The organism is Pseudomonas sp. SWRI111 (assembly GCF_014268555.1).
GTDB classification, from domain to species: domain Bacteria; phylum Pseudomonadota; class Gammaproteobacteria; order Pseudomonadales; family Pseudomonadaceae; genus Aquipseudomonas; species Aquipseudomonas hamedanensis.
The window spans coordinates 28,113-43,640 of the sequence record NZ_JABWQQ010000028.1; the positions used below are offsets into that span (position 1 = coordinate 28,113).

Below are 15,528 nucleotides of genomic sequence, written 5' to 3' on the forward strand. Positions count from 1 at the left end.
AGCGTTCATCGTCTGTCAGCCGGCGGCAGGGGCAGCCGGGACTTGTATCGCGAGCTGGTCGGCCAGGCGCACGAATGCGGCCAGATCCAGTTGCTCCGGACGCAGGCTGCCATCGACGCCGGCGGCCTCGATCTCGGCATTGCTGAGCAATTGCTTGAGGGTGTTGCGCAGGGTTTTGCGCCGCTGGTTGAACGCCTCGCGCACAACGCGCTCCAGCAACTTGTGATCCTTGGCCGGGTGCGGCAGCACGGCGTGCGGCACCAGGCGGACGATGGCCGAGTCGACCTTCGGCGGCGGGTTGAATGCGCCCGGCCCGACGTTGAACAGATGCTCAACGCGGCAATGGTACTGAACCATGATCGACAGGCGACCCCAGTCACCGCCACCCGGGCCTGCGGCCAGCCGCTCGACCACTTCTTTCTGCAGCATGAAGTGCATGTCGCGGATGATCCCGGCGTTGTTCAGCAGATGGAAAATCAGCGGCGTGGAAATGTTGTACGGCAGGTTGCCCACCACGCGCAGGCTGTTCGGTGCGGCGTTGAGCGTGTTGAAGTCAAACTTCAGTGCATCGCCCTGATGCAGGTTGAAGTTGTTCATGCCGGCAAATTGCTGATTGAGGATCGGGATTAGATCCTTGTCCAGTTCCACCACGTCAAGTTGTGCGCCGGAGCCGAGCAAGCCTTGGGTCAGTGCGCCCTGGCCTGGACCGATTTCCAGCAGGCGGTCGTCAGGCCTGGCGTGGATGGAGCGCAGGATGCGGTCGATTACGCCGGCATCGTGCAGGAAATTCTGGCCAAAGCGTTTGCGCGCCTTGTGTTGGTATTGCTCGGTCATAAACGGGTCTCGGCCATCTGATAGGCGGTTTCCAGGGCGACTTGCAGGCTGCCGGTGTCGATCTTGCCGCTGCCGGCCAGATCCAGGGCAGTGCCATGGTCGACGGACGTGCGGATGATCGGCAGGCCCAGCGTCACGTTGACCGCAGCGCCGAAGCCTTTGTACTTGAGCACGGGCAAGCCCTGGTCGTGGTACATCGCCAGCACTGCGTCGCAGTGCTCCAGATATTTGGGGGTAAACAGAGTGTCGGCAGGCAGCGGGCCACGGAGGTCCATGCCCTCGCCGCGCAGGCGCTCTAATGTCGGTTCGATGATGTCGATTTCTTCATGGCCCAGGTGTCCGCCTTCACCGGCGTGCGGGTTGAGGCCGCAGACCAGAATGCGGGGCCGGGCGATGCCGAATTTGTCTTGCAGGTCGGCGTGCAGGATTCGCGTGACTCGTTCCAGTCGCTCTGGCGTGATCGCGTCGGCAATCTCGCGCAAGGGCAGGTGGGTGGTGACCAGGGCCACGCGCAAACCGCGGGTCGCAAGCATCATCACCACTTGGGCGGTGTGGGTCAGGTCAGCGAGAAACTCGGTGTGACCGGAGAAGGCGATGCCGGACTCGTTGATCACGCCTTTATGGACGGGCGCGGTGATCATCCCGGCGAAGTCGCCGTTCAGGCAGCCATTGCCGGCACGGGTCAGGGTCTCGAGGACGAAAGCCGCGTTGGCCTTGTCCAATTGACCGGCGACCACCGGTGCGCTGAGCAATGTATCCCAGACGTACAGACTGTTGGCCTGCGCCGGAGCGTTCGGCCAGCGGTCCGGCCCGACATCCAGCAAGTTGACGGCCAGCCCCAGCTGCGCGGCCCGCTCAAGGAGCAGGTCGCGGCTGGTGATGGCAATCAGGGGATGAGGCTGGGCTTGCGAGGCGAGCAGCAGGCACAGGTCGGGACCGATGCCGGCGGGCTCGCCGGGTGTCAGCGCGAAACGCTTGGGTTTCACTGCGCTGCCTGGTCTGCACCAGGGAGTTTGATCTCTACGTACGCTTCGTCACGGATCTGACGCAGCCAGGTTTGCAGCTCTTCGTCGTATTTGCGGTTACGCAGTACGGTCATTGCCTGCTGCTCACGGGCCTGTTCGGTGCTGTCGGTGGCGCGACGGCCAAGGACTTCCAGCACGTGCCAGCCGTATTGGGTCTGGAAGGGCCTGGACAGCTGACCTTGCGGGGTCGAGGCCATCACTTCGCGGAATTCCGGCACCAGCACGTTCGGGTCGATCCAGTTCAGGTCGCCGCCGTTGAGGGCAGAACCCGGATCTTCCGAGTAGTTTTTCGCCAGCTCGGCAAAATCTTCACCAGCGGTGATGCGGTCATACAGCGACTGAACCAGCGCCTTGGTCTTGGCTTCATCGCGAATCGGACTTGGCTTGACCAGGATGTGGCGTACATGCACTTCATCGCGCATCTGCGCTTCACCGCCACGCTTGCCCAGCAGCTTCAGAATGATGAAACCGCCCGGCGTACGCGCAGGCTGAGTGATGTCGCCAACGGCCATGCTGCTCAGCTCGCGATCGAACGGCGGTGGCAGTTGTGCGGCTTTGCGCCAGCCCATGTCGCCGCCTTCCAGCGCATTGTCGCTGCCGGATTTGGCAACGGCCATCTGACCGAAGTCGGCGCCTTGCTTGAGCTGCTGGTAAACCTCCATGGCCTGACGCGCGGCGCTCTGAATGGCATCAGAGTTGGCGCTTTCCGGTGTCGGGATCAGGATGTTGGCCAGGTGCAGTTCTTCGGACAGTTGCATCTTGCCCAGGTCGGAGGCGAGGAAGTTTTTCACTTCCTGCTCGGAGACCTGAATGCGTTCTGCCACGCGGCGCTGACGCACACGGCTGATGATCATTTCGCGCTTTATCTGGTCGCGGGCGTCGTCATAGTTCAGGCCATCGCGAGCCAGCGCAGCACGAAACTGATCAACCGTCATGTTGTTGCGCTGAGCGATGGTGCCGACAGCCTGGTTCAGTTCTTCATCGGTGATGCGAATGCCGGAACGTTCGCCGATCTGCAGTTGCAGGTTTTCGACGATCAGGCGCTCGAGCACCTGCTGATCCAGCACGCCCGGTGGCGGCAAGCCGCCACCGCGCTTGGCGATGGTTTGCTGAACTTCATGAACGCGCTGGTCCAGTTGGCTCTGCATGACCACGTCGTTGTCGACGATCGCTACCACTTTGTCGATGGACTGTACGGCGGCGTTGGCCGCCGTACCCAGGAACAGCGCGCCCAGCAGCACCGGGCGCAGACAATCAGAAAGCTTGGTCTTCACGTTCACGATAACCTTGAATGCCTTTGTCGAGGAAGCTCTCTACCTTGGCGCCAGTCAGGCCGCCGAGTCCCTTCAGAACAATTTGGAGGAAGACGCCATGGTCGCCTTTTTCGTTTTGCGGAGCTTCCTGGCTGAACTCGTCATAGGAAACCCAGTAACGGTTGATCAGGCGCAGTTTCCAGCAGCAGTTGTCGTACTCGAAACCACCGAAGGCTTCCAGGGTACGGTTGCGGTTGTAGTCGTACTGCCAGCGGCTGATTGCGTTCCACTGCGGAACGATCGGCCAGATGACCGAGAAATCATGCTGCTTGATCTTGTAGTAGTCCTTGACGTAGCCAGGGGTGCCCGGGGTTCCGTAATCACCGCCGCCCACACTCCATTTACCGGTGTTCTGGTCGAAACGGACCTGGTCATTGCGATAGCGATAGCCGGCGTTGATAACCTTGTTCGGGTTGTCTTCCGGTTGGTAGTGGAACATCGCGCTGCCGGAACGCGGGCTGTGGCTGTCCGGGTCCCAGTTGTAGTCGGCGGTGGTGCGCCAGTCGCGGTTCCAGCGGTACTCGTATTCAAGCGCATAAGGCGAGACGTTGGATTTCGCGTCATCACGATCCTTGAAAGCGATACCAGGCAATTGAACTTCGCGGTCCTTGAAGTAAAGAGCCTGACCGACACTGATGCGTTGACGCTCGAAACCGTTGTCTTCGATCCAGCGGCTGGTCACACCCAGCGACAATTTGTTCTCGTCGCCGACACGGTCTGCGCCGGAGAAGCGGTTGTCGCGGAACAACGAGGCGTAGTTGAAGGTGTACTCGCTGGTGTCGAATACCGGAATGTCTTCCTGGTCGACCTCAGGTACGTAGAGATAGAAGAGGCGTGGTTCCAGAGTCTGGCGGTAGTTCTTGCCGAAATACGAGGTATTGCGGTCGAAGTACAGGCCACCATCGATGCTGGCGATCGGTACGCCGCGGTTCTGGTTGCTGTCGAATTCGCCGTTGAGCTTTTTCTGCTCTGCGGTCATCACATCGATCTGCGATTTACCGGTGTTGTCCAGGTCAAGCTGGTACTGAGTGTACTGATACTTCAAGGATGGCTTGAGGAAACCATACGTCCAGTTCATCGGCAGGCTTACACCCGGTTTCAGATTCAAACGGTCGCCATTGGCGCGAGCGAGGCCTTGAATATTATTGTCCAGGCGCGGCTCGGTGGTGATGCCGTCTTCCTGTACAAACGTGCCGCTGCGCAGGTCACGGTCGAAACGTACCAGCTCGGTCTCGTAATCGAAATTCAGACCTTCCGGGTGATACGGCAGTTGACCATTGAAGGTGATCTGCGGCAAACGACCATAAGGCGTGATGTTCGAAACAGTCGCCAGTTGGTACTGCTGAGCATTCAGGCGTGCGGTATAGCTGTCACCACGGTAGGTGACCGCGCCCTGCTGATTCACATAGTCAGAACTTTTCACACCAATCTGATCGGTCTGCAAATCCTGGAAGTAATACGGATCGCTGATCTTGGTGTAATCGACTTCGGTCAGCAAGCGGGAGTCGAGACCGCCCTTGTGCTGCCAGTTGTACATGTAGCGAGTCTCGCTGTAATCGGACTGGCGCTTGCGATCGTCGTTCTCGTCGTTGAGGTACGCCGCACCAAACTGACCTTCACTCGACTTGGTCAGGTAACGGAACTCGCCTTCCACCAACATGCCGCGCTTGCTCATGTAACGCGGATACAACGTGGCGTCATAGTTCGGCGCCAGGTTGAAGTAGTACGGCGTGACCAGCATGAAGCCGGTGTCGCTGCCCGAACCGATGGTCGGCGGCAGGAAGCCCGACTGGCGACGGTCGTCGATCGGGAAGTAAATGTATGGCGTGTACAGAATCGGAATGTCTTTGACGCGCAAGGTCACGTTGGTCGCGGTACCGAAACCGGTGGCCGGGTTCAACGTGATGTTGTTGCCTTTGAGCTGCCACGCATTGCTGTTCGGTTCGCACGTGGTGTACGTGCCGTCCTTCAAGCGGATGATCGCGTTTTCGGCGCGCTTGGCGTACAGCGCGCTACCGCGGATGCGCGATTTGTGCATCACGTATTCGGCGTTGTCGACCTTGGCTTCACCGGTGTCGAGCTGGACATCGGCGTGGTCGCCGACGATCAGCGCGCCGTTGTCGCGGATGCGCACGTCACCGTTGAGCTCGGCGCGGCTCTCGGCCTGGTACAGGCTGGCCTCGTCGGATTCGACCTGCATGCTGCCCTGACGCAGGACGACATCACCAGCCAGCGTGCCGACTTGATCATCGGTGTTATAGCGCGAGGCTTTTGCGCCGATAAAGGTCGGAGCATCGCTTTTGTTCGTCTTGTCATTCATGCCAGGACGAACCGGTTCGATATAGGCACCGGAGCAATAAGGACCGGTCTCGGCCAGTTGGGCGGCGGTGAGCTTCTCGCGCGGAACCCAGTCGAGGTGACTGTAGTCTTCGCTACGGGATTTCAGGCCACGGCCCTTGGCTTCGGTGACCAGCGCCGTTTTCGGCCCTGTGTCGGCAACCGAGCCGCTGTCGGCTGGAGCCTCGCCAGTGGAACTGATGGCACTGCCGTCATGCACCGGACGCGGCGGCAACGCCGCGGCGGGTGATTTGGGTGCACAGTCCCAGCCACCCGTCGCCGAGACGGAGCAGTCATACTGCTCGGCGGCAACAACGAATGGACTGGCCAGAGGTTGCATAGCCAGCAGACTGCCGGTTACCAACAACGGAAATTTTTTACGAAACGCGGGGGATTTCAATGCCATCTTATTAGTCCGGGCTTCCTGCGTGCCATCTGCCCGCGGTGTGGGCCGCACGCCTCTCGATGGTCTGAAAAAGATGCTGGATAATAAAGCATGACCCGCTTGACGGCTAGCGCCGTCGGAGACCCTTGCAATGCCTGACCAAGATGTACGCTTGCAACACCTGAAAGTTTGGCTCGATGAGCAGTTGGCAAAGTTGTTTGCCGAGCAGGGCTGGGGCCCCGTGCCCCCGGCCACGTTGACCGCGGCCAGCAGCGACGCGAGTTTCCGCCGCTACTTCCGCTGGGAGGGCGACGGTCGCAGCTTCGTCGTGATGGACGCGCCGCCACCGCAGGAAAACTGCAAACCGTTCGTGGATATCGCCTTTTTGCTGGCGAAATCCGGAATTAATGTGCCGAAAATTTACGCCGAAGACCTCGAACGCGGATTTCTTTTGCTCAACGACTTGGGCAACAAGACGTATCTGGACGTGATCGACGGCGAAAATGCCGACGCGTTATTTCACGATGCCCTGCAAGCGCTGTTGGCTTTTCAGCAATTGCCGATGGTGGCGCCGCTGCCCGGTTATGACGTTGCCTTGCTGCGTCGCGAGCTGGAGTTGTTTCCCGAGTGGTACGTCAAGCGCGAGCTGGGCGTCGAGTTCGATGCGACCCAACAGCAACAGTGGCAGCGCATCAGTGAGCTGTTGATCAACAGCGCCCTGGCGCAGCCCAAAGTGCTGGTGCACCGCGACTACATGCCGCGCAACCTGATGATCAGCGAGCCGAATCCTGGCGTGCTGGATTTTCAGGACGCGGTCTATGGTCCGGTGACTTATGACGTGACCTGCCTGTTCAAGGACGCCTTCCTCAGTTGGCCTGAAGAACGTGTGCGCGGCTGGCTGGAAAGTTATTGGCAGCAAGCGTCGGCGCTGGATATTCCCGTGCAGGCGGATTTCGAAGACTTCCTGCGCGCCAGCGATTTGATGGGCGTGCAGCGCCATCTGAAAGTCATCGGTATCTTCGCGCGCATCTGCCACCGCGACGGCAAGCCACGCTATCTGGCGGACGTGCCGCGCTTCTTCTCTTATATAGACGCGGTGATCGCCCGGCGTCCCGAACTGGCGGAACTGCAAGCGTTGTTCAGCAGCTTGCGTGCTGGAGCGACGGCATGAAGGCAATGATTCTGGCGGCGGGCAAAGGCGAGCGCATGCGCCCGCTGACCCTGACCACGCCGAAACCCCTGGTGCGTGCCGGTGGCGTGCCGTTGATTGAATATCACCTGCGGGCTCTCGCGGCCGCAGGCTTCAACGACATCGTGATCAACCACGCCTGGCTGGGTCAGCAGATCGAGGATTACCTCGGTGATGGCTCGCGGTTTGGCCTGAGCATTCAGTACTCACCCGAAGGCGAGCCGCTGGAAACCGGCGGTGGAATCTTCCGGGCGCTGCCGTTGCTCGGTGACGATGCGTTTGTGGTGGTCAACGGCGACATCTGGACCGATTACGACTTCAGCGTGTTGCACCAGCCGATCAACAGCCTGGCGCATCTGGTGCTGGCGGACAATCCGGCGCATCACCCGAACGGTGATTTCACGCTGATCGACGGCAAAGTGCAGGACGGCGAGCCTGATGCACAGACCCTGACCTACAGCGGCATCGCCGTGCTCCACCCGCAGTTGTTCGATGGCTGCAGCGAGGGCGCTTTCAAACTCGCGCCTTTATTGCGCAAGGCCATGGCCGACGGCGAAGTGACAGGCGAGCGGCTGAAAGGTCACTGGGTGGATGTCGGTACCCATGAGCGTCTGGCCGAAGCCGAAGCCTTGATAGAAGCGAGTCGCTGACATGTTGTGGCCAGGGACTCTGATTGGAGCCGGAGCGGGTTTTGCCATTGCCAGCATTCCGGGGGCCATGCTTGGGGCATTGTTGGGGCAGGCGCTGGACCGGCGCCTGCACCTGCAGAGCTGGGGGCATTTGCGAGAAAGACTCGGCGGTCGGCCGATGCTGCGCAACGACGAATTGCTGTTCGTGTTACTTGGGCGACTCGCCAAGAGCGACGGACGCGTCACCGATGGGCACATTCAGCAGGCACGCAATGAGATGCGCGCGCTGGAAATGAGCGAGCCGGCGACACGTCGGGCGATCGCCGCGTTCAATCGTGGCAAGTCAGGCAGCGATCATTTGCGAGGTTATCTGCGCCGCCTGAGTGCACAGCCCCACGCGGCGGAAGGCGTGTTGCGCGCTTGTTGGCGGATGGTCTGGGCCGACGGTCGTGCCGGGGTCAGCGAGCGGGAGTTGCTGGCGCAGTGGGGCAAGTGGCTGGGCTGGACGCCGCAGCAGGTGCAAGCGCTGGCCAGCGATTACGAGCCGGGCAAACGGCCAATTGTCAGCGCGGCAGTGAGCTATCAGGAGGCGCTGAAACTGCTCGGGGTCTCGGCGGGCAGTGAGCCGGCGCAGATCAAGCGTGCTTATCGGCGTTTGCTCAGTCGTCATCATCCGGACAAGATTGCCGGCAGTGGCGCGACGCCGGCGCAGGTGCGTGAGGCGACGGAGCGTACGCGCGAGTTGCATAGCGCCTATACGCTGATTCGGGAGCGGCGGGATTTTCGTTAGGCGGTAGATGGATATCGTTTGTGCTGGCCCCTTCGCGAGCAAGCTCGCTCCCACATTGGATCTATGTACACAATTCAATGTGGGAGCGAGCTTGCTCGCGAAGCAGGCGACTCGGTCTGAAAGTCAGTCAACAGCCTGAGGACTTAACCAGCCCCGCACCCGCCGAAACAATTGCTCCTGCTCAGCGTTCTTGTCCGGCAACACCTTCAGCGCCACCTGGCTGAACGCCGAGGTCTTCAAGCGCTTGCTCGCCTGCATGCGCTCCAGCGCCGCGTTGCGATCCAGCGCTTTGTCCATGTAGAAAATATCCACCGTCGGCAGCTTCAATGTCGGTGTCAGTTCCGCCAGCGGCGGCAGGGCCTTGGCCGGCGTCTGTGCATCGACCATGACCAGCTTTTCCACCTGCGCAGTTTGTCGTTCGCTCAGAAAACGCGCCGCCCAATAGGCGCCGGTGCCATGACCGAGCACGACGATGCTGCGCGCACTCTGCTGTTCGGCGTAGGCGATGGCCGCATCGATCCGCGCAAAAATGCGCTCGGCATCGGCTTTGGCGTGTTCCTCGACAGTTTCGGCCACCACCTGTTCGGCGACTTCCGCTTCACCGCCAGCGGCTTGTTCGATCGGCTGCGCGGTGGTGGCGTCCTTGCTTGCGGTTTCCGGGGCTTTCGGCGCGGCGGCGGGTTCGACCACGCGCGGGGCGATGGCGTCGCCTTGCACGTCAGGCAGGGTGATGCTCAGGCTGCTCCACTGCGCGTTCGGCAGTTTTTGCCGCAACGGGCCGATAGCCTGCGGCCAGTCAGCGGTTTCGCCGGCACCGGGGACGATAATCACCGCGCCTTTCGGTTCGGCGGTGTTGGCCTGCTTCCACAGGGCCAGAAATGTCTCGCTGCCTGCTTGCAGTTGTTGCTGTTCCTGCGCCGGCACCTTACGTTGCAGTGCCGCCGCTTCTTCCTGACTACGCTCAAGCAGTGGCTGACGTTCGACGGGTTGTTCTTCGGCGGGTTTTTCCGCCGCGGGGGCAGGTGCCGGGTCAGCGGCGCTGACGGAAAACGCACAAGGCAGGATCAGCGACAGGCACAATGCTGGCATTGCCAGGCGATAGACAGAGGGCATCGGTTATTCCAGGCCAGAAATGTATCCCGGCAGCCTAATGGGTTGGTCAGAATTTGTCAGTGTACGAGACTTCAATGAAGCGATTTTGCTGCCTGTGGGTTATCGGCTGTTTGTGGCTTCCCTTGATGGGCTGGGCGGCGCCTGCGCCACCGGCACATGTCGCGCAACTGACGCCAGACCAGCAGCAATGGCTGGCGCAGCACCCTGAGTTGCGCGTCGGCCTGGTCTTGCAGGCGCCCTACGCGACTTACGATCGACGCTTGCAGCGATTGTCCGGGGCCAACGTCGAGCTGATGAAATTGCTCGCCAGAACCTTGGGCGTGGAACTGAGCTGGCGCAACTTTCAGGATCTCGGGCAGTTGGAGGCTGCTTTGCGCGAAGGCGAAATCGACATCGCCCCGGGTCTGAGCCAGACCCCGGGCGCGCTGCGCCTCTGGCAGTTTTCCGATCCGTACATGCGCGTGCCGCAACTGGTGGTCAGCGACCGCAAAAGCAGCGGCGCGGTCGATCTGGAAAAACTCGACAGCCAGACCCGCGTCGCCGTGCGCATGCCAAGCACCACCGCCGATTATCTGCGCAGCAACTATCCACATCTGAATCTGCAAGGTGTGCCGCTGGAACGCCAGGCGTTGCAATTGCTGTTGAGTCAGCAGGCGGCGTACGCGGTGGTCGACGAAGCGCAGTTGGGGCGCCTGTCGGTAGAGCCGGAATTCGCCGAACTGGTGGTGGTCGGTGATATCGGCCTGCCGCAATTGCTGCGTGTGGCCTCGCGGCGCGACTGGCCGGAGTTGGTCGGCATCGTCCAGAGTGCCTTGCGCGCAATCCCGGCCAAGGATCTGGAGCAACTGCATAACCAATGGCTACAGCCGAAATACCCACGGCTCGCCGAATCACCGGGATTCTGGCAAAACCTCAGCCTGTTGTTCGCGGTGATGCTGCTCAGTTGCGTGGCGATCGTGTTCTGGCAGCGGCGCCAGCAGCACAGCCTCGAACAGCGCTTGCTCAGTGCACGCGAAGACATTGCGCTACGGGCGGCCAGCGAAGAGGCGTTGCGGCTGACGCAGTTTTCCATCGATCAAAGCACTGTCGGCATCCTTTGGGTCAACTGGGACAGTCATGTGCGCTACGCCAATCGGGCGGCGGAAAACATGCTTGGTTATCCCTCGGGCGGGTTGATCGAACGGCCGCTGATTGACTTCGAACCCGGCCTGCACATGGACCGCTGGCTCAATCTGTGGAAGCGTGCGCGGGCCAGTGAAGAGGGGCCGCTGAGCTTCGAAACCAGTTGCCTGCGCGCCGATGGCAGCGTATTGCCAGCGGACGTATCCCTGAGCTTTCTGCGCTTTCGCGACAGCGAATATCTGGTGGTCTACCTCACCGACGTCACCGACCGCCGCCGTGCACTTGCCGCGTTGCAGGAAAGTGAGGCGCGGCTGCAAGGCATCGCCGCCAACGTCCCCGGCCTGGTGTTTCGACTGGAGCGGGCGCCGGTCACCGGACAGATCGATTTTGCCTACATCAGCGAAGGCAGCGAAAGTCTGGTCGGCTACGCGCCCGCAGTCATCGCCCATCGTGACATGGGCCTGCGCAGTCTGGTGCACCCCGACGACAAGGCCAGTTATCACCGCACCCAGGATCAGGCACTGGACACCGACAGCGACTGGTCGTGGCAGGGCCGCATCGTCACGCGCCATGGCGAACAGCGCTGGGCGGAGATCAAGGCAATCACCCGACAACTGGAAGATGGCGCTTACGTGTGGGACGGCATCGTCTGGGACATCAGCGAAAGCAAACGCATCGAACTGGAGCTGGCCGCCTCGCGCGAGCAATTGCGCGAGCTGTCGGCGCACCTTGAGAGCGTGCGTGAAGAAGAGAAGGCGCGTATCGCTCGTGAGGTCCATGATGAACTGGGGCAGATGCTGACCGTGCTGAAACTGGAAACGTCGATGTGCGAACTGGCTTATGCGCAACTCGATCCGGGTCTGAACGAACGGCTCAACAGCATGAAGCGCCTGATCGCGCAGCTGTTTCAGTTGGTTCGTGATGTAGCAACCGCGCTGCGGCCACCGATTCTGGACGCCGGGATTGCCTCGGCAATCGAGTGGCAGGCGCGACGTTTTGAAGCGCGCACGCAGATTCCGTGTCTGGTGCGGGTGCCGGATAACCTGCCGGCGCTTAGCGATGCCAAAGCGGTGGGGCTGTTCCGGATTCTGCAGGAGGCGCTGACCAATGTGATGCGTCATGCCCAGGCGCATACCGTGGAATTGACGCTGGAGCTTGCGGGCGATGAATTGTGCCTGACGGTCAGCGACGATGGCGTAGGATTTGTCGTTGCCGAGGGGCGGCCGACGTCGTTTGGATTGGTTGGCATGCGTGAGCGGGTGCTGATCATGGGCGGGCGGCTGGAGCTTGTGAGTGAGCCGGGGGAGGGCACCAGTCTGGTGGTGCGGGTGCCGGTGAGTGAGGTCTGAAAGTCTGTGGTGTTTGGGCTGACGCTATCGCGAGCAGGCTCACTCCTACAGGAATGGGTGTGTACCTGAAATCTGGAGAAAACTGTGATCCGTGTACTGGTAGCCGAAGACCACACCATCGTTCGCGAGGGCATCAAGCAATTGATCGGCCTGGCCAAGGACCTGCAAGTGGTGGGTGAGGCGAGCAATGGTGAGCAACTGCTCGAAACCCTGCGCAGCGTGCCCTGTGAAGTGGTGTTGCTGGACATCTCAATGCCCGGGGTCAATGGCCTGGAAGCGATCCCGCGTATCCGCGCACTGAACAACCCGCCGGCGATTCTGGTGTTGTCGATGCACGACGAAGCGCAGATGGCCGCCCGCGCACTGAAGGTCGGCGCGGCCGGGTATGCGACCAAGGACAGCGATCCGGCGCTGTTGCTCACAGCCATTCGTAAAGTGGCGGCGGGCGGGCGTTACATCGATCCGGATCTGGCCGATCGCATGGTCTTCGAAGTCGGGTTGACTGACGCGCGCCCCCTGCATTCTTTGCTGTCCGAGCGCGAGTTCTCGGTGTTCGAACGACTGGCCCAGGGCGCCAACGTCAATGACATCGCCCAGCAACTGGCCCTGAGCAGCAAGACCATCAGCACGCACAAGGCAAGGCTGATGCAGAAGCTCAACATCACTTCATTGGCTGAGCTGGTGAAATATGCGATGGAACATAAACTCCTCTGAGCATCACCGCGATCAAACTGTAGGAGTGAGCCTGCTCGCGATAGCGTCCTTTCTGAAAACAATTCAGCGACTGACCTACCGCTATCGCGAGCAGGCTCACTCCTACAGGGGATTTGCGTGCGGGCATATCCATTCACGACAGACGCTTTTGCCCTTGCTTGCGGCTTGCAGCTCGCCACTTGCCACTGCCTTATCCATTAGCGCCATCCTTGTAGGGCAATCCCTACCCCCAATCTTCCATCGCGCTTAAGCGATTCTCTCCTGCGCCCCGATTTGCGTGGCCGCTGCCAGCCACTAGGCTTGATGAACAAGCAGTCATCAACAACAAAGGTGCGGGTATGAGCCAGGTCGATTCAAACGCAGGGGCCGGTGATGTGCTGGTCAGCTTTCGTGGAGTGCAGAAGAGCTACGACGGCGAGAACCTGATCGTCAAAGACCTTAACCTGGACATTCGCAAAGGCGAGTTCCTTACCCTGCTCGGGCCGTCCGGTTCCGGCAAGACCACCAGCCTGATGATGCTCGCCGGTTTCGAGACGCCGACTGCCGGAGAAATCCTCCTGGCCGGGCGCTCGATCAACAACGTGCCACCGCACAAGCGCGACATCGGCATGGTGTTTCAGAACTACGCACTGTTCCCGCACATGACCGTGGCCGAGAACCTCGCCTTCCCGCTGACCGTCCGTGGCCTGAACAAAAGCGACGTCAGCGACCGGGTGAAGAAAGTCCTCAGCATGGTCCAGCTCGACGCGTTCGCTTCGCGCTATCCGGCGCAGTTGTCCGGTGGGCAGCAGCAACGTGTGGCGCTGGCCCGTGCGCTGGTGTTCGAACCGCAACTGGTGTTGATGGACGAACCGCTGGGCGCGCTCGACAAACAACTGCGCGAACACATGCAGATGGAGATCAAACACCTGCACCAGCGCCTCGGCGTGACCGTGGTCTATGTGACCCACGACCAGGGTGAAGCGCTGACCATGTCTGATCGTGTCGCGGTGTTCCATCAGGGCGAGATCCAGCAGATTGCGCCGCCGCGCACGCTTTACGAAGAACCGAAAAACACCTTCGTCGCCAATTTTATCGGCGAGAACAACCGCCTCAACGGGCGCCTGCTCAGCCAGAGCGGCGAGCGCTGCGTGGTCGAGTTGGGCCGCGGCGAAAAGGTCGAGGCGCTGGCGGTCAACGTCGGCCAGACCGGTGAGCCAGTCACGCTGTCGATTCGTCCTGAACGCGTCAGCCTCAACGGCTCCAGCGATCAATGTGTCAACCGCTTCTCAGGGAGGGTGGCGGAATTCATCTATCTGGGCGACCACGTCCGGGTGCGCCTGGAAGTCTGCGGCAAGACCGACTTCTTCGTGAAACAACCGATTGCCGAGCTCGATCCAGCGCTCAGCGTCGGTGACGTGGTACCGCTTGGCTGGCAGGTCGAGCACGTTCGCGCGCTCGATCCTCTTTTAGAGGCGCACTAAGCGCCCCGGCAATACCAACACCAACCCTGCACGTGGAGAGAACAATAAATGTTGAGATCCCTGAAGTTCACCGCCCTGACTCTGGGCCTGATGGGTGCGACCGGCGCGATGGCCGCCGGCCCGGATTTGACCGTGGTGTCGTTTGGCGGGGCGAACAAGGCGGCGCAAGTCAAAGCCTTCTATGCCCCGTGGGAAGCGGCGGGCAATGGCAAGATTGTTGCCGGCGAGTACAACGGCGAAATGGCCAAGGTCAAAGCCATGGTCGACACCAAGAGCGTGTCATGGGACCTGGTAGAAGTTGAATCGCCAGAGCTGTCCCGTGGTTGCGACGAAGACATGTTCGAGCAACTTGACCCGGCCCTGTTCGGCAAAACCGAAGACTACGTCAAAGGCGCCATTCAGCCGTGCGGCGTCGGTTTCTTCGTCTGGTCGACTGTGCTTGCTTACAACGCCGACAAGCTGAAAACCGCACCGACCAGTTGGGCGGATTTCTGGGACACCAAGCAATTCCCGGGCAAGCGTGGCCTGCGTAAAGGCGCCAAGTACACCCTTGAATTCGCGTTGATGGCCGATGGCGTGGCGCCAAAAGACGTCTACAAGGTGCTGGCCGGCAAGGACGGTCAGGATCGCGCATTCAAAAAACTCGATGAGCTCAAGCCAAGCATTCAGTGGTGGGAAGCCGGCGCGCAACCGCCGCAATACCTCGCTTCTGGTGATGTGGTCATGAGTTCGGCCTACAACGGTCGTATCGCCGCCGTGCAGAAAGAATCCAACCTGAAAGTGGTGTGGAACGGCGGCATCTACGACTTCGACGCCTGGGCGATCCCTAAAGGCCTGGACGCCAAGCGCGCCGAAGCGGCGAAGAAATTCATCGCCTTCTCGGTGCAGCCGCAGCAGCAGAAGACCTACTCGGAAAACATCGCCTACGGCCCGGCCAACACCCAGGCAGTGCCGCTGCTGGCCAAGGATGTCCTGAAAGACATGCCGACCACCCCGGAAAACATCGCCAACCAGGTGCAGATCGACGTCAGCTTCTGGGCTGACAACGGCGAGCAGCTGGAACAGCGCTTTAATTCCTGGGCGGCGAAATAACCACTTTCTTACCTGTACGGGAAATGGCAAGGGTGAATGTGTGGCGAGGGGATTTATCCCCGTTGGGTTGCGAAGCAGCCCCAAAGCCATATCCGCTCGGTGGGTCAGATAAACCGCATTCTCAGGTTTTACGACTGCTGCGCAGCCGAACGGGGATAAATCCCCTCGCCACA

General features: G+C 60.8%; 12 protein-coding genes. 7 read left to right on the plus strand and 5 right to left on the minus strand.

All coding sequences use genetic code 11. The annotated features are described in order from the left end of the window. Positions 1-15: 15 nt before the first annotated feature. From rsmA to HU755_RS24125, 4 genes are read right to left on the minus strand one after another with little or no spacing between them, the layout of a single operon-like run. Positions 16-834, minus strand: coding sequence for a 16S rRNA (adenine(1518)-N(6)/adenine(1519)-N(6))-dimethyltransferase RsmA (gene rsmA / locus HU755_RS24110; protein WP_186637297.1), 819 nt, complete (start codon positions 832-834; stop codon positions 16-18). After that, on the minus strand, positions 831-1,820 hold the full coding sequence (gene pdxA, locus HU755_RS24115) for a 4-hydroxythreonine-4-phosphate dehydrogenase PdxA (protein ID WP_186637305.1): 990 nt from the start codon (positions 1,818-1,820) through the stop codon (positions 831-833). The genes rsmA and pdxA overlap by 4 nt, the downstream gene beginning before the upstream one ends. Next, positions 1,817-3,139, minus strand: coding sequence for a peptidylprolyl isomerase SurA (gene surA / locus HU755_RS24120; protein WP_186550920.1), 1,323 nt, complete (start codon positions 3,137-3,139; stop codon positions 1,817-1,819). Before surA ends, pdxA begins: the two co-directional genes overlap by 4 nt. Further along, on the minus strand, positions 3,114-5,915 hold the full coding sequence (locus HU755_RS24125) for an LPS-assembly protein LptD (protein ID WP_186637308.1): 2,802 nt from the start codon (positions 5,913-5,915) through the stop codon (positions 3,114-3,116). Before HU755_RS24125 ends, surA begins: the two co-directional genes overlap by 26 nt. A 130-nt stretch (positions 5,916-6,045) precedes the next feature. Here HU755_RS24125 and HU755_RS24130 point away from each other — a divergent pair, with 130 nt between their 5' ends. The 3 genes from HU755_RS24130 to HU755_RS24140 are packed head-to-tail and all read left to right on the plus strand — an operon-like array spanning position 6,046 to position 8,502. Continuing rightward, on the plus strand, positions 6,046-7,065 hold the full coding sequence (locus tag HU755_RS24130) for an aminoglycoside phosphotransferase family protein (RefSeq protein WP_186637311.1): 1,020 nt from the start codon (positions 6,046-6,048) through the stop codon (positions 7,063-7,065). Beyond that, positions 7,062-7,733 carry an N-acetylmuramate alpha-1-phosphate uridylyltransferase MurU gene (gene murU, locus HU755_RS24135; protein WP_186637312.1) on the plus strand — a complete coding sequence of 224 codons (672 nt, stop codon included), beginning with the start codon at positions 7,062-7,064 and terminating at the stop codon, positions 7,731-7,733. The genes HU755_RS24130 and murU overlap by 4 nt, the downstream gene beginning before the upstream one ends. A gap of 1 nt (position 7,734) precedes the next feature. Beyond that, a complete protein-coding gene (locus HU755_RS24140; protein ID WP_186637313.1) occupies positions 7,735-8,502 on the plus strand; it encodes a TerB family tellurite resistance protein in 768 nt (255 codons plus the stop codon). Positions 8,503-8,625: 123 nt separating this feature from the next. Here the strand turns inward: HU755_RS24140 and HU755_RS24145 are convergent, their stop codons facing one another. After that, entirely contained in the window at positions 8,626-9,615 is a 990-nt protein-coding gene (locus HU755_RS24145) for an alpha/beta hydrolase family protein (protein WP_186550925.1), read from the minus strand. Positions 9,616-9,689: 74 nt separating this feature from the next. Between HU755_RS24145 and HU755_RS24150 the strand changes: the two genes are divergently transcribed. From HU755_RS24150 to HU755_RS24165, 4 genes are all read left to right on the plus strand, one after another. After that, positions 9,690-12,086, plus strand: a complete 2,397-nt coding sequence (locus tag HU755_RS24150; RefSeq protein WP_186637314.1) for a transporter substrate-binding domain-containing protein — start codon at positions 9,690-9,692, stop codon at positions 12,084-12,086. Positions 12,087-12,170: 84 nt separating this feature from the next. Next, positions 12,171-12,800 (plus strand): response regulator transcription factor, encoded by a 630-nt coding sequence (locus tag HU755_RS24155; protein ID WP_116028308.1) that lies wholly within the window; start codon positions 12,171-12,173, stop codon positions 12,798-12,800. Between the two features lie 338 nt (positions 12,801-13,138). After that, positions 13,139-14,263 carry an ABC transporter ATP-binding protein gene (locus HU755_RS24160; protein ID WP_186637315.1) on the plus strand — a complete coding sequence of 375 codons (1,125 nt, stop codon included), beginning with the start codon at positions 13,139-13,141 and terminating at the stop codon, positions 14,261-14,263. A 48-nt stretch (positions 14,264-14,311) separates the two neighbouring features. Continuing rightward, complete coding sequence (locus tag HU755_RS24165) at positions 14,312-15,355, plus strand: ABC transporter substrate-binding protein (RefSeq protein WP_186550928.1); 1,044 nt, start codon at positions 14,312-14,314, stop codon at positions 15,353-15,355. Positions 15,356-15,528 lie beyond the last annotated feature (173 nt).